General features: G+C 46.9%; 19 protein-coding genes. 1 reads left to right on the forward strand and 18 read right to left on the reverse strand.

Annotated features, from left to right (window positions below):
- Nucleotides 1-118 precede the first annotated feature (118 nt).
- The 18 genes from BDE27_RS06850 to BDE27_RS06935 form a co-directional block, all read right to left on the reverse strand.
- On the reverse strand, nucleotides 119-643 hold the full coding sequence (locus tag BDE27_RS06850; RefSeq protein ID WP_074019699.1) for a phage major tail tube protein: 525 nt from the start codon (nucleotides 641-643) through the stop codon (nucleotides 119-121).
- The gene (locus tag BDE27_RS06855; protein ID WP_099132166.1) at nucleotides 643-2070 is read right to left on the reverse strand and encodes a phage tail sheath subtilisin-like domain-containing protein; all 1428 of its coding nucleotides are present in this window, start codon (nucleotides 2068-2070) and stop codon (nucleotides 643-645) included. The genes BDE27_RS06850 and BDE27_RS06855 overlap by 1 nt, the downstream gene beginning before the upstream one ends.
- The gene (locus tag BDE27_RS06860; protein WP_074019697.1) at nucleotides 2060-2275 is read right to left on the reverse strand and encodes a hypothetical protein; all 216 of its coding nucleotides are present in this window, start codon (nucleotides 2273-2275) and stop codon (nucleotides 2060-2062) included. Before BDE27_RS06860 ends, BDE27_RS06855 begins: the two co-directional genes overlap by 11 nt.
- A complete protein-coding gene (locus BDE27_RS06865) occupies nucleotides 2272-2739 on the reverse strand; it encodes a Gp37 family protein (protein WP_099132167.1) in 468 nt (155 codons plus the stop codon). The genes BDE27_RS06860 and BDE27_RS06865 overlap by 4 nt, the downstream gene beginning before the upstream one ends.
- Nucleotides 2739-3176 (reverse strand): gp436 family protein, encoded by a 438-nt coding sequence (locus tag BDE27_RS06870; protein ID WP_074019695.1) that lies wholly within the window; start codon nucleotides 3174-3176, stop codon nucleotides 2739-2741. Before BDE27_RS06870 ends, BDE27_RS06865 begins: the two co-directional genes overlap by 1 nt.
- 1 nt (nucleotide 3177) lies before the next feature.
- On the reverse strand, nucleotides 3178-3525 hold the full coding sequence (locus tag BDE27_RS06875; protein WP_099132168.1) for a DUF2190 family protein: 348 nt from the start codon (nucleotides 3523-3525) through the stop codon (nucleotides 3178-3180).
- A gap of 11 nt (nucleotides 3526-3536) precedes the next feature.
- Nucleotides 3537-4472, reverse strand: a complete 936-nt coding sequence (locus tag BDE27_RS06880; protein WP_099132169.1) for a hypothetical protein — start codon at nucleotides 4470-4472, stop codon at nucleotides 3537-3539.
- 31 nt (nucleotides 4473-4503) lie between these two features.
- Entirely contained in the window at nucleotides 4504-5598 is a 1095-nt protein-coding gene (locus BDE27_RS06885) for a peptidase (protein WP_099132170.1), read from the reverse strand.
- A gap of 203 nt (nucleotides 5599-5801) precedes the next feature.
- Nucleotides 5802-6251 (reverse strand): phage virion morphogenesis protein, encoded by a 450-nt coding sequence (locus BDE27_RS06890; protein ID WP_099132171.1) that lies wholly within the window; start codon nucleotides 6249-6251, stop codon nucleotides 5802-5804.
- Complete coding sequence (locus BDE27_RS06895; protein ID WP_099132172.1) at nucleotides 6244-7089, reverse strand: phage head morphogenesis protein; 846 nt, start codon at nucleotides 7087-7089, stop codon at nucleotides 6244-6246. Before BDE27_RS06895 ends, BDE27_RS06890 begins: the two co-directional genes overlap by 8 nt.
- Nucleotides 7070-8563, reverse strand: coding sequence for a DUF935 domain-containing protein (locus BDE27_RS06900; protein ID WP_099132173.1), 1494 nt, complete (start codon nucleotides 8561-8563; stop codon nucleotides 7070-7072). Before BDE27_RS06900 ends, BDE27_RS06895 begins: the two co-directional genes overlap by 20 nt.
- Nucleotides 8563-9879 carry a phage terminase large subunit family protein gene (locus tag BDE27_RS06905; RefSeq protein WP_074019688.1) on the reverse strand — a complete coding sequence of 439 codons (1317 nt, stop codon included), beginning with the start codon at nucleotides 9877-9879 and terminating at the stop codon, nucleotides 8563-8565. The genes BDE27_RS06900 and BDE27_RS06905 overlap by 1 nt, the downstream gene beginning before the upstream one ends.
- Complete coding sequence (locus BDE27_RS06910) at nucleotides 9876-10430, reverse strand: DUF3486 family protein (protein WP_074019687.1); 555 nt, start codon at nucleotides 10428-10430, stop codon at nucleotides 9876-9878. The genes BDE27_RS06905 and BDE27_RS06910 overlap by 4 nt, the downstream gene beginning before the upstream one ends.
- Nucleotides 10430-10741: a hypothetical protein gene (locus BDE27_RS06915; RefSeq protein ID WP_074019686.1), complete on the reverse strand. Its 312-nt coding sequence runs from the start codon at nucleotides 10739-10741 to the stop codon at nucleotides 10430-10432. The genes BDE27_RS06910 and BDE27_RS06915 overlap by 1 nt, the downstream gene beginning before the upstream one ends.
- Nucleotides 10734-11066 carry a hypothetical protein gene (locus BDE27_RS06920; protein WP_099132174.1) on the reverse strand — a complete coding sequence of 111 codons (333 nt, stop codon included), beginning with the start codon at nucleotides 11064-11066 and terminating at the stop codon, nucleotides 10734-10736. The genes BDE27_RS06915 and BDE27_RS06920 overlap by 8 nt, the downstream gene beginning before the upstream one ends.
- On the reverse strand, nucleotides 11063-11686 hold the full coding sequence (locus BDE27_RS06925) for a hypothetical protein (protein WP_099132175.1): 624 nt from the start codon (nucleotides 11684-11686) through the stop codon (nucleotides 11063-11065). Before BDE27_RS06925 ends, BDE27_RS06920 begins: the two co-directional genes overlap by 4 nt.
- Nucleotides 11676-12293, reverse strand: a complete 618-nt coding sequence (locus BDE27_RS06930) for a transglycosylase SLT domain-containing protein (protein WP_099132314.1) — start codon at nucleotides 12291-12293, stop codon at nucleotides 11676-11678. The genes BDE27_RS06925 and BDE27_RS06930 overlap by 11 nt, the downstream gene beginning before the upstream one ends.
- A 2-nt stretch (nucleotides 12294-12295) precedes the next feature.
- The gene (locus BDE27_RS06935; RefSeq protein ID WP_099132176.1) at nucleotides 12296-12646 is read right to left on the reverse strand and encodes a putative holin; all 351 of its coding nucleotides are present in this window, start codon (nucleotides 12644-12646) and stop codon (nucleotides 12296-12298) included.
- A gap of 244 nt (nucleotides 12647-12890) precedes the next feature.
- Here BDE27_RS06935 and BDE27_RS06940 point away from each other — a divergent pair, with 244 nt between their 5' ends.
- On the forward strand, nucleotides 12891-13661 hold the full coding sequence (locus BDE27_RS06940; RefSeq protein WP_099132177.1) for a DNA adenine methylase: 771 nt from the start codon (nucleotides 12891-12893) through the stop codon (nucleotides 13659-13661).
- Nucleotides 13662-13682: the final 21 nt, after the last annotated feature.

A 13682-nucleotide genomic window follows, 5' to 3' on the forward strand; every position in this document is an offset into this window, starting at 1 on the left:
CTGTAAGTTTCATTCAGTATCATTCATAGGAGGAAGTGGCGATATTAAAGAAGATTAAAGAAGAAAGGGGCGAGTGCCCCCATTATTACCCACTAAGTCTACAGACCAGACATTGCGACTAGCCTCCAATATTAACGCGATAATCGGTCAGCTGATCAATACCACCTACACGGAAGATATTGGCTAAATAATCCAGTTCCAGTAGCTCTTCCCCATCCAATACCTGCTTAATATAGGTACACGTAAAACTACTGGAGAAATCAGCGTTTTCATGTTGCTTAAATGTCCCCAGTGGATTCTTCTTAAATAAAATGGTCAGATACGTTACCAATGGCACTTCATCAATACGTCCCTGTGAACTGAATTTCTGGACACTGGAACGGCACTGTAATGCCAGCGATTTATAAGGATTCGCCGCGGATAACATAGCGTCACGGTAGAAACTGTTCCACTTAATCTCACCCTCCAGTTTATCAAAACCCGCGGGAAGTTCGACTTTACCCACCATTCCCAATGCCTTATGTTCCTGCATAGTCATGGATACGTCCGGCAGCTTGACTTCTTCCGCTCGTCCCAGCAGGTTATTGCCATCAATATAAATGTTGGCATTAGTAATACGGTTAATTTCAATTTTTCCAGCCATTAACTATTCCCCTTTAGATTCAGCAAATACTCAGAGGTGATCTCAGTCTCAAATGTGAGTCGTTCCAGTGGTGGCGGTGGTGTATATTTATAGCTAAGCAACAAATGACCTGCTGCCAGTGATGTTTCTTCGTTGCGTGTAGAGTCAAACCAACACTTAAATCCCAACAAAGCACCATCAGCAATCAACTTACGCCCGTAGGCATTAACGGATTCTGTCAGGGCATCAATTAGCGCGGGGGTGATCGGCATATCAATATATTGCTGGCTGAAGTAACGCAAGGACTCATTAATCACGTCTCCGGTTCTGCGCACGTTCTCGAAGTTACGCATGTGTGTCACTGTTGGCCATGCGGCAGTACGATTACCCCATAAGCGTAAACCTGAACCATAACTGTTGAATATTGTTGTAATACCTTGCTCATTGAGCAGGTTGACTTCACTTTGTGGATCATCAATCATGGCAGATAACTGACGTTCAATCCCTGTGATCCCCATGATTTCCTGATTGGAGGATGACCACCAAAAGCCCTTGTCTGCATCAACCTTAGCACGCAATCCCGCAGCACGGGATGACAGCGGTTCCAAGCGCTCGCTATTAGTCTCAGCATCGTAGACTTTGACGTGTGGGTAACACAGCCGAACACGATCAGAACTGGTATTAAAATTGATTGTGCCAGACGGGCCACGACCGTTGATAGCTTGTGCGAAGGTTGTTCCTATCGGCGCATCAATATAAGCCATTGCACCCAATTTGGTCGCCAGTGCAATCAGTTCGGTTGTAATACTTAACTGGGTACAATAGACAGGTGCCAGCAAGATCTTGGCAAAGAATCCATACAGATTATACGTATCATTCAGCAAATTCATTCCTGTACGGTTGCCCGCTGCGCTGATGCTGCCAATAATGTCAGCAGGAGTGACCAACGTAGGATCGGCAAAGTCATAACTGGCAACCACAATCGTGCCTGCTGCGATATTCTTACCGATGTTCTTGAGCCTGCCCGTCTGGGCATCCAGCGTGTAATCTTGTCCTTCTATATAAGGTACACTATCCGCAGAGGCTTTCAGTACAACATGACTGACCACAGGATTAGCCAGTTTCGCAGTACCGGTTGTTTTATCAAAAACAACACCTTCATTAGCAACATGGTTCTTATGTATTTCAGGCTCAAGCACATTAATAACCAGTACTGTTCCTGCACCGTGGTCATAAATTGCATCCAGTGCCTGGGGGAGAGTAAACCCATTTATTTGGGTGCCAAACTGGGCCGCATCTTTTTCTGACAAACAGAGCGTCACTGCATTAACGGGCCCCAGTGGTGCAGTACCAATCAGGCCGATCACGGCCGATTTCACCGTTTTGACCGGACGTGGGCCTTTTTCGATTTCGATAGTTTCAACACCATGCAAATAGTTAGCGGCCATCAGTGACCTCCTCGGATTTCTCTTTTTTCTTCAGGCTATTTTTTTGTTGCTCTGGTAAAGGATGAAGATATTGCAACGCGATCAATGTTTGTACATAGTCATGCTGTTCAGGCAAATCAACAGTTTCTTTGCCTGGCCAAAGCAAGACTTCAGTGCCATCCGCCAACGTGACGCCACTTGCCGGACCTGTGTAAAGGTATCTCATTGTTCAATTTCCTCGTAATTGACTTGGGTTAGCAGTGGCCCATCCTCTGACTCACTGTCTTCGATAAATACACATTCAGTCGCAAAATCCAGTATGTACTGCCACAATCCTGCTATCTCACCAAGAAAAGTATCCCTAACCAGCCAGCATTTACGTTGGCAGTTCGGTGGTTGAAACCCGCCCAGAATCCGGCGCACGTGATCCAGTGTGACCACAGCACCTTCACGTCCATTAAGCTGACGAAAAACAATGGTGGCGTTAAGCATCACGATTTGTGTCTGCAAGAGTACGCCGACATCTTCTGGGTTATTAAAGCGAGAACCTGCATAGCTGATTAAGATAGCGCCCACGGGATGGTTTAGCCTGAATTCATCTGGGTTTTCAGGAAAATACTCGACCTGTAAGCCAGGCAGCCTTTCCTGTAATCTGACAACAACAGCATCAATAATGGGTGAAACGTCCATCAATATTTCTCCAACATCCCATGATTGCCCCCGAAGATGGGACGACGCGCCCTGACTCGAAACTCTCCGGGCTCAGGCGCATCTTTTCCTGTAGCCAGTATCCCGAGTGTTAGTTTTGCATCACGTATATCAGCCAGTTGGCGTAGAACGATTTTGTAATCGTCTATCACCGCTTCAGGGATTTTTCCTTCAGGACGGCGAGCATACAGTCGATAGCGCGTTAACGTCACCGCAGCATCACGTAATACGGTGGGCACCTCTGCCAACGGCAAGATATAACGCCCACGTAAATGCGCGTCGATGAGTTCACCTGCGTAGCGAATAGCACTGTTAATCACAGGCTCATTCATTGTCTGGGCAGTCCGTTCGTCGTTAGACAGCCATATCAATGATTGCGTGGGTATCTGCTCTTGCAGATCAGCCAATGAACAATACATGTCATACACCACGTAAGATACGAATGACATTACCCGCCGCGGTGGCTTCATCCAACGCTAATCCGACAGAAACCACAGTGGCATTCTCCGCCGCTCTTGGCACTGCACAGGCGTTCTTATCCGACTGTACGACTTGCCCCCGTGCTATAGGTGCTCCGGCTTCAACCGCGATAATGCCCAACACATTTACCGGAACGGCATCACCTGTTTTCGCATCGACTTCGGCAACACCCAGTGCAGCAGCACCAGCCTGACAAGGTGCATTATCAGCACCGACCAAACGATGCTGGATGATGCTTGCGGTGGCGACAACTGTCGTTGTTAATACAGGTTGTTGTGTTATAGCCATGACCGTCCTCCTTACTCCACAATGTTAGTAATCAGGTAGCCAGCATCACCACCCACCACCGCCACTTTATAAATATCGGTATAACGGCAGTAATTGACCTTACCGCCCACACCTTCATATTTATCCGCGACAGGCATCCCTTTGCGCCGGAAGGTATAACCAAATGATGGCTCATACTCATCGGCACTTTCTGCCCCGGTTTGCGGAGGTGAAACATAATGCAGCATTAAGTTGTCACCCCAGACATCAACAGGTTCTTTTTTAAGGTTTGGCGTAGAAACAGGCTCACCCACGATAACATTTGGGATTTGGAAAAGATCTTTCAGGATTTCTGTTGTGATACGCTTACGTTCATTAGCGCCAATTGCCGCCTGAATTTCAGGGTGGAACTTCAACAGTGACATAACGCTGGCTCCCATCGTCATAAGATTGGGACGGACACCGATAGCGGTTCGTACCCTCTCTATCCCAGCCTCAATGACCTGGATTGGGCTGCCTGTGCCACCCACCCAACGCGCATTATCCGCGAGCCTCTTTACTGAGTCTTTGAGATAAACTTTAGGATCTTGCGCCAATCGGGCTGCATACAATTCACGCTTGAGGTTCACGCCATTGGTGGAGCGACGAATTGCCTTAGCCTCTTCATTAAATAAAGATTCGGCTTTTTCGCGATAATCAACAGCAGCCGCCAAATCATGTTCATTAAGTACAATATCCAACGAACTGCCTTTCTCACGAACTAATACATTACTGTTAGCACCCACCGCACGTTCAGTGTCATATTCAACAAAGGCACTTTTACCAAATGTAGGGACTGTAGCGCCTTCTTTTTCCATTTCAACAACAGGAAAAATATGTTCGCCAATGAACGCCGCATTTTTATAGCCCCGAGCCACACTGGTCAGCACGGGATCAACAATGCGTTTACCTTTCAAATAATCAGACATTTATCTCTCCTCAATAGTTACGGCAGCAGTGTTACAGGCAGCGGGCAACGGCTGCGTCGTAACTGATACCTTCTTTCTTTGCCAACGCGAGCGCTTTTTGGTGCAATGCCAGACGTTCAGGATCTGCATCAGCAAATTCTGTCGTGTCTGTGGATTCGTGTTGGTCAACACGGTCTTTTGTCGCTCGTTCGCCAAAATCGATAACAGGCTGGGCAGAACGCAATAAATCTTTAAACGCGGTAGCCAGCGGTTTCTTCACATCACCTTCAGCAAATTCAACGGGAGATTCCCCTTGAGTAACCGTGTCCAGTAATGCCACCACAACAGATTGAGCAACAGGTGCTAACTTGCCGTCTGCGACCAGTTTTTCAGCAAAGGCCACATTTCCGGCATGTTGTTCAACTTGCTTACGCTGGGCATCGGCGGCATCACGGGCAGCAAGCTGTTCTTTTAGACGGGTGTTTTCATCTTCCAGTGCTTTTTTTTCTTCATTTGTCACGGTGTCTTCCTCACGTTGATGTGTGTTATTGGGTTCATGAAAAGCAGGGGCAGGTTGAGTCGTGCTATAAGCCTCTTCACGTAATGAATCTACCTGCCAGGAAGGAAGCGCTTTATCCGCTTCATCCATACCAAATTTACTGATCAAAAATTCTCGTAGACGCCCCCAGAGTGAAGCGTTAGTGATCTCACTCCAGTCAGAGAACTCCACGATCCCCTGTTCTTGCTCACTGAATTCAACCTGTTTCAACCCCTTAATGGCGGGTGGTTGTGCACCCAAAAAGCCAACATGACGTAAATAGAGCACACCAGGCTTAGGGTTGTTTGGGGAATCAGGCAAATAGAAAGAGGCGGAAATTTTTTTATAGCGACCTGTATCAATCAGTTCGGCAAACTGGGCATCAATCTGCTGAGGCTCTGCAATCAAATCATCACCGGAAGCGGTGAGTGATTTAACCCAACCATAGGCAGGTAGATTGTCTTTGGGATGTCCGATCACAATCGGTGCTTCATGCAATGATGGATCATAGGCCTTCGCACAAGCTTGCAAATCTGCTGGACTGAATGGCAGTTGTTTGCCATTCATATCGGTATGCGTACCGGATTTGAAAATGTGAAGTAACTTCATTTCACTGCCTCTATGATGTTGATAGAGACAGTTTCACCCTAATCAGAAAAAATGACTTTTAATCTGCTTTAGAAAAAACGAGGGAAAAAAATAAGAAAGTGGAGAACTGGAGGCCATTAGATACCGAAAATTTGAGCCTGTAAACGCTTTATAAACTTTTTTGCGGATGACAATGATAAATCACCCGCATAAAGACACAACGTTTAACGGCGAGCCGCTGCTTCAAGATGTCTCTGGATGGCACTCAAAACCGATCTTGTCGCTTCCGGTGATAGTTCATCTTCTGCTGTAACAGGTAAATAAGGTCTGGCAGGCAAGGATATCGATTTATTGCGGCCAGTTTCTCCACCCATTTGATGGATACGGGCATAGATAATGTTTGTACCAATAACCGCCGAACTGGAATCATAACGGGTATTGATTGAATTCATCAAACGCCCCGTTTTTTGTAATGTCTGGCCACTTCGATCTTGTGCTGCAACTGAGGGTATCCAGGCAGGACGACCGTCAGCTTCGAAATTGAATGAGGTTTCTGCCGATAGTGTTGCAGCAATCTTACGCATGGCTGGTGTCAGATCTTCGGCAGAAGATGCTAGCGCATGCAAGCCACGCATCAAATCGTTATCATTAATTGTAATAGTGATATTACTCATTCTGTCCTCTTAATTCACGGCGAGCCAGCCCGAATAACGATCCCTGATAACGTGCTAAATCGGGGTGGTATGCTGCACCGGGTGAGTATGACCAACCTACATCGGTGGCAACTTTGGTTTTTCCTGTTTGAGTTGTACCCGTAATAAATGTTGCTACAGGCTGCATTTCTCCGGTTTTCTGAGAAATTAACTTCAGTTCACTGCCCATTGCTTTGCCAGAATTCGCAACTTTTAATCCTCTGGCTTTAACATCATCATAGCTGAGTGCAATCACACTGCAACGACAACGCCAGCCATTAGGCGGATAAAATGCCTGCCAAAATGGATCATCGTAACGAAATACCAGTCCATGTAAGGCAAGATGGCTTTTGCGGGTGTGGCTGTCATTGATCCCCGTATACATCCAGTACGGTCGGTCATCAATATTTTCCATCTGTTCTGCCCAACGCCCCGCACTGTAGAGTACAGACATATTGGTACGAAAAATGGTATCAAGCCGCCATGGGCTTCCTTGTTGAACGGTAACTCGTTCTCCTGTAACTGGATCGTCTGCTTCAGTTGTTCCCCACCATCCTTTGCGTTTGAGAACTGTCTCCAATTCCTTACGAAACCAGCGGTCAGTTTTGCCCTCGTCTAAGGCTTGCTGTAGTACCTGACGAATATCTTCCAGAATATCTAAACGCGTTACTTTAGCGACAGTAAATGATCTGGCGTGTGCATCCTGCCAGAGATCTTCCCAGTCCCAGCTTATCTGATAACCTTTAGATTTCAGGTAACCAATAGCGCGTTTGGGGGGTAAGGTCATGCAATATGCCAATTCAGCCGTTGTCATGCTCATGCAAACGCCCCCAAATGTTAGTCACAAACAATACCCGCGCCAGCCGTTCCTGCAAATCACCCGCATTCATATGAGGATAAAGTTCGGCTAACTCTCCCAACAGTTCACTGGGATTAGCGCCGTTCTGAACTCGGTCGAACAAGGGGGCCAGAATCGGTTCCAGTGTCTTGTCTAAATTATCTCCATTTATCAAAATATCCAGCGCTTCATCCAGCTTATTTTGTGCTTCCAGTTCGGCATTCATTGCTTCTGAAAATGCTAAGGGCAATGGAGGAACGGCGGGCATAGGGAGTGGCATTTCATCAATATCCCCATCCTGCAATTGGTATTCACGTTTCCAGTATTGCGGTGTAAACCTGACACCTGACTGGCTCAATTTAACATCACGGTTAGCCTGCGTTTCATCAACGGATTGTTGTTCCCACAGACGATAGACCGGACATTCAACGTTACCAAAGTTCAGTTCTACCACCCAACGTATGATCTGATTGATGGCGCTGGCGATAATGTCAGCATCGGCATCACGAATATCATCGGTCACTTCCAGTCCAGCTTGTGCAGAAGCTTTATTGCTGTTTGCTTCTGTTGTTTGGTTCTGTCCCAGTAAGGCAATAGCAATTTCGCTGCGGGCAATGGTAATCAGATTTTGATAGATATCACTGCTGTCTGATTTCCCTGCTGCTTCCTTAATTTCAACGGAGGAATCGTCGGGAATAGCGGCAACGGCATCATCTACCATCGCTTCCATTGAATCCAACAACAGATCTATTTCACTTTGTGGTGTGCCTCGTGGATGCTTTCCGATGACCCACGGCGAACCATACTTCTCGGCGAACCTGACCCAGAACTTCATACCGCCTTTCTTAAAGGTGACAGGCCAGAAGCACATAGATAAGTCGGGGAATCCATAGGGATTGTCATAAGTTGCGTCTTGACGTGGCGTCACAAACTTATAAAGCGGGACTAATTCCCCCTCAACACCGGCATCACGGGCACGAAAACGGAGCTGGTTGTCACGATCATAGTGGAACCAGTCAGGGGGCTTACTGACGATATCACTCACTGACCATGATGGACTCCGACTCCACATTAATTCACAGGGCTGGTAACCGTAGAGAACGGCTTCGTGCATTTCGCCAATGATACGTGACACATCCAAATCAGCGAGCATGTCACGGATAAAGTTGAAGACTCGCACTGGGGCGTTGCTACGTTCTACACCACGCTCTAGTGATTTCACGCCCGCTTTACGACGGCGAATACATCCCCCAACTAACGGGTCGGTGCGCAGTTCACGATAGATACGGATATCACGCCCTTGTGCTTTAAGAATAGGGTCAGGGTTAGGTAAATAGGTGCCCAGACCGTAAAAATCAATGGAACGGTTTCGTGAGGCAATTTGCTCTGTGAGTGACTGCGTTGATTCGGAAAAGTGAATAAATTCAGTGGGTGAAACCCAGATACCTCGTGCCATTAGTATCCTCCCAGCAATTGAGCACTCAGACGTTGACGGCGGGATGTAATCGTGACTGGGCCTGATGGGCCATCAGACGCATTCACCGCCAAAAAACATGACCATGCGCGGTCTGCGTGGCCTGTTGCATCACTATCAGCAACAAAACGGGGGGTGCCCGTTGGCCCAGAAATCTTCTGTAATTTATGGAGATCTGTCCGTAAAAGCTGATCACCGCGAGGAATACGGATCTGTTTATCTTCAAATACCTCTTTACCTCTGGTGGCTAGCGTCAGTTTATTGTTGCTGGTAAAAATAACGCCTTCTACACGGCTACTGCCATGCCGACGTTTAGCATCTTCAACAGGTTTTTCACCCATTCCGGTCTGATCCATGCAGCAACGTAAAACGCGATAACGGAAGAAAACATCATCCAGCAAGGCATCCTGTTCAGCAAATGTGGCGCGCTTACGTGCAATAATCTCACGCGTCCAATAAACATCACCCACTTGCTCTAATACCCAAATAACAAAGAGGTCATTACGGATACCAATATCCACGCCAACAAAGCAAGGCCCCCCCTGATAATGTTCTGGCAGCCCAGCTAAATCATGCTCGACACCATCAATCAACTCATAAGAAAGCCATGCACTGGCTTCGTCCAGCCATTTCAATTCAAATTCTTGTTCCCACGCATCTTCGTCATTAAGGGCTTTCCGCATTTCCTCTATATTTCGTGGTAAGCCATCTTTGACGGCTTGATAAATATCGACAATGTGCCGTGACCATACTTGATCCAGTGACTTATCCGTCATTAACTCATAGAACTTGTTTCCTTTGCCGTTCGGGGTAGATGTCACCCGTAATTTGTAACCATTGGAAATAACCGGAAACAGTGCTGTCCAAATCTTACGACTGTCAGGATGAAATGCGAATTCATCCAAAAATACATTGGATGCAAAACCACGAGCGGTGTCGGGATTAGCAGGTAAGGCGGTAATTCTAGAGCCACCGGGTAACTCCGCTTCCAGCATGGTATAACGCTCACCGGATGCACCTTTAAAATATCCCTCAATCTCACGGGCGACCATGTTGTAGGCCTGGCAGTGTTTTTTTACCCCTTCCTCCATCGCTTCTTTAGCCTGGCGCTCGCCACGGGAAAGAATGACCCAACGAGTACGTCCCCCTGTCGCTTCAATTTCGAAGCAATCATCAGTCAGCTCCAGTGTTGTGGTGAACGTTTTTCCTGTCTGACGGGCAAATTTACCTATCTTGAAACGGGAACGGTCTAGAAACCATGTGCGTTGGTAAGCATAAAGTTGAATGGCGGCGCTCATTTGACGATCCCATAAATTTCTTCTCGGACACGACGCAAGGTTTCAATACTCATACGTCCACCATTATGGGTACTGGCTTCCTTCTCCAGTGCTTCCATTTTGTCAGCAATTTTCTGGCGTAGGTCAGATTGATATTTCTTTAGATTGATACTGGCTCGGCTCAGAGTAGCGACATTTTTTGCGACCTTAGATAGTAAGGTGACGCGTTCTGCGGGGTTAATTTCTTCTTCATCTGCCTCCTGCAACTTAACAATGTTTTCGAAGATTTCAGTTTGAATCAGTGCGATTACTGCTTCAGAACGGGCATCCTGATCATCAGAAGCCCCTTCAGTCAGCAGTCGAGCAGCTTCAGTCGCGGCACGAATGGCTGCGAATCGACGCTCAATTTTCTGTCCATAGCGATGAATGGCAGATTTACTGATGGTATAACCTTTCTCTTTCAACAGATCTTCCAGTTCCTGATAACCGCTGAATCCTGATTCAGTCAACGCGCGTTCCAACCAACGCCGGACGTCTTCAGGGAGTTTATCGATTGTGCTTCGACGCGCCATTATTCACTCCAGTATTTTTCAGGACGAGCAATACCAGGGCCGCATTCAACCGTATATTCAACGATATCAACACCAATACGGGTTAAATCCGCAAACCAACTGCCCGATGGCTGTTTATTCAGGTCAATCAACTGACGGTCTGCCAGATAATCTAACTCCTTGCGTAACTCCAGTGCAGTCACATCAGGATAAATCGCGCGAGATATATCCAATAACAACGTCTCACTGGCGGTATACGGGCGCGTTTTATTCAACGCGACCAATAAACTCCAGCGCAATGACTCACGACGAACACGGGCTATATCAATCATTTTTACCTCCGGCAATTCGGTGCTGCTGCACCACCTCTAATTTGCTATAAAGTGCATCCAGTTTGGCTTCAATGACTGTTTGACCACGAATGTAATCTTCACGTCGCACGTAATTCAGTGGTAAGTCAGCCTTAAACTGCATAAACTCACGTTCGAGCTGAGACCAGTTATCTACGGAATTTTTAAGCGCCTGCTCTAACGAAGCGTGCCGTTCCTCCTGTCGTTCTTCCGCTTTGGAAAATAACCACTTTGCGATGCCAAAAACGAAACCAAGGAAAGAGAACAGAAAACCCACAGCAGCCCAAAATTCAATCTGTAATGTCATTGTTGTAATCCTTCGATGTAATCCAGCAGGCCATTGACCTGTGCTTTCAATGCAAGACATTGCTCCCCGTTATCGATGACATTGGCGAGGATGTCTCTTTGCGTAATACCGGATGACCGTAGTTGGGCGTCAGCGGTTTCATTTTCACGGGGCGTTTCATCAGCGCCGGAGGTAACGGAGGCAGAGCGCATTTGTTCACCGGACAGGCCGAAGGCGGCGTTGTATTGCTGCACGAAGCCACGAGTAAACACGCAATTAACGGGATGAAATTGTTGTTTTTCATCCATCCAACGCTGAGTAACATGATCAATTTTCCTCTTCAGTTGTTGATTCTGAGTACGGAGTTTTTCGATACCATTGAGATAATGGGCTTCCGCCTGATGCGCTAAGTTGACCTGCATTTGATAACGCTGCCGCAAGGCATTCAGTGTTGCCAGTTCCCGCTCTGCCCGTTGTTTTTCCAGCAGAAGAAAATCCGCTTTCTGTTGTGCCAATGCGGTATTTCCAGTCTCCTTTGCTTTCTGAAAGCCTGTGACATGGCCTCGCCAATAAGCCAAAGCGAACAGGCTTACTAGCGCCAAAATCAATACAACAGGCTTAGCCCATAATTTAATTGGCACAGCGGGCACCTCCCCAAACCAAATAACGCGGTGCAAGTTCCAGTAAGATACGTCGGGGATAATGGCGATTTTCTTTCCAGGCAGTGGCATTACGACCTGCGTTTTGAAATTCAACGTGACCGAACCAGACCCACGGATTGAGCCCCACTGCCTCGGTTTTCTTCTTATCCCGTAATAACCAGCCCAAGCCTCCGTTATAGGAAGACAGCACCATAGCCATTCTTTGGCACTCATCGGCCGCTTTAATGCGTTGCCATAGCCAATAGTCATAGTGAACCATTGCCCGTATAGACCAGGCAGGGTTGAAAGGATCTTTATTGGATAATTCAGGAATGCGTTGACTGATCCAATCCGCAGTTGCTGGCATAAACTGGGCCATCCCCTGAGCACCAACAGGTGAAATAGCGCGTGGTTTCCAGCCACTCTCCTGATGCAATTGAGCAGCAAAATCAGCCACAGGCGCGTTCAATCCCCAAATCACACGGGAAGCCCGTATCAAATCATTACGGTATTGTAGCGAACGGTATGGCGGTTCATCAGCCAGCACAGGATTAATCAGGCCACCACACCACAGCAGCACCATTCCGATAATCTGGCACCAATTCATGATCATAGGCCTGTTGCTACGCTGAGACAGACAGCAGCAACAATCAGTGCACGACGTATCAGAACAGCCGCAAACGCCATATGGTAACCAGTCAGGATGGGATATTTTCCCACTTTCATGAGTTCTTCATCATGTTTCAGATACTGACCTGGTCTGGCCTTGGGAAATAAACTGCGGTCCAGCCAGTATCCCAGGACAGCAGCCAGTGCAATCAGCGACAACTTATAGATCACAACAGGGACTTGTTGAGGGGAAACCAAGCCAATAGTGACCAGCAAAAGTACCGCTGTTAACAGCCAGCCGCCGAGGCGTAATTTTTTGATAAGTGAAATAAGTGAGTTGAAGGTTTTCATTGAACTGTCTCCATTGTCGTTGATGGAAACAGTTTTGCCAATTTAGCGGGAAAAGAATTTTAAAGGGCGTTAAGAGCGCATCGGGAAAGTAAAAGACAGGATAAGAGCGACCCACTCAGTGCGCTCAACACTGGGCAGGTCATCAACCCACAGGTATGCACTGTGAATCAACCAAGGCTCTTTTCGTCATCGATGACCGAAGAAGCCTAACTCATTTTTAGCTAATGGAAAAGGCTTACAAATAATGAAAGAACAATCTTTACCCATCGTTCCCTGGATTGGTGGTAAACGCCGATTAGCAAAACATATTTTACCCTTGTTTCCTGAGCATACCTGTTATGTGGAACCATTCTGCGGTGCGGCTGCTCTGTATTTCCTGAAAATACCCAGCAAGTGTGAGGTCATTAATGATATCAATGGCGAACTGGTGAATCTTTATCGTGTGATAAAACATCACTTGGAAGAATTTGTCCGGCAATTTAAGTGGGCATTGGTCAGCCGCCAGATTTATAAATGGTTGCAGATCACGCCGGAAGAAACACTAACCGATATTCAGCGGGCAGCGCGGTTTTACTACCTCCAAAAGCAAGCCTTTGGAGGCAAGGTTGCTGAGCATACTTTCGGTACTTCTACCACCAGTCCACCACGCTTCAATTTGCTTAGAATAGAAGAAGAGTTATCAATGGCTCACTTACGACTGGCAAGAACGATCATTGAAAATATGGATTGGGCACAGTGTATTCAGCGTTATGATAGACCACATACCTTGTTTTACTGTGATCCACCATATTGGGGGACTGAGGGATATGGCATTGAGTTCGGGCTAGAGAACTACGATCTGTTGGCAGAACTTGCACATACTGTCCACGGAAAAATGATAATTTCAGTGAACGATATTCCAGAAATGCGTAAGGCGTTTAAGGGATTGACATTGCAGGTGGTTAATATTGGTTACAACCTGAAAGTCAAAGGAAAAGCGAAACAGAGTAAAGAACTGATTATTTGTAACTTTTAGCTTAAAAAGGGGGAAACATCC

The sequence above is a fragment of the Xenorhabdus ehlersii genome, from assembly GCF_003610465.1.
In the GTDB taxonomy this organism is placed as follows: Bacteria; Pseudomonadota; Gammaproteobacteria; order Enterobacterales; family Enterobacteriaceae; genus Xenorhabdus; species Xenorhabdus ehlersii.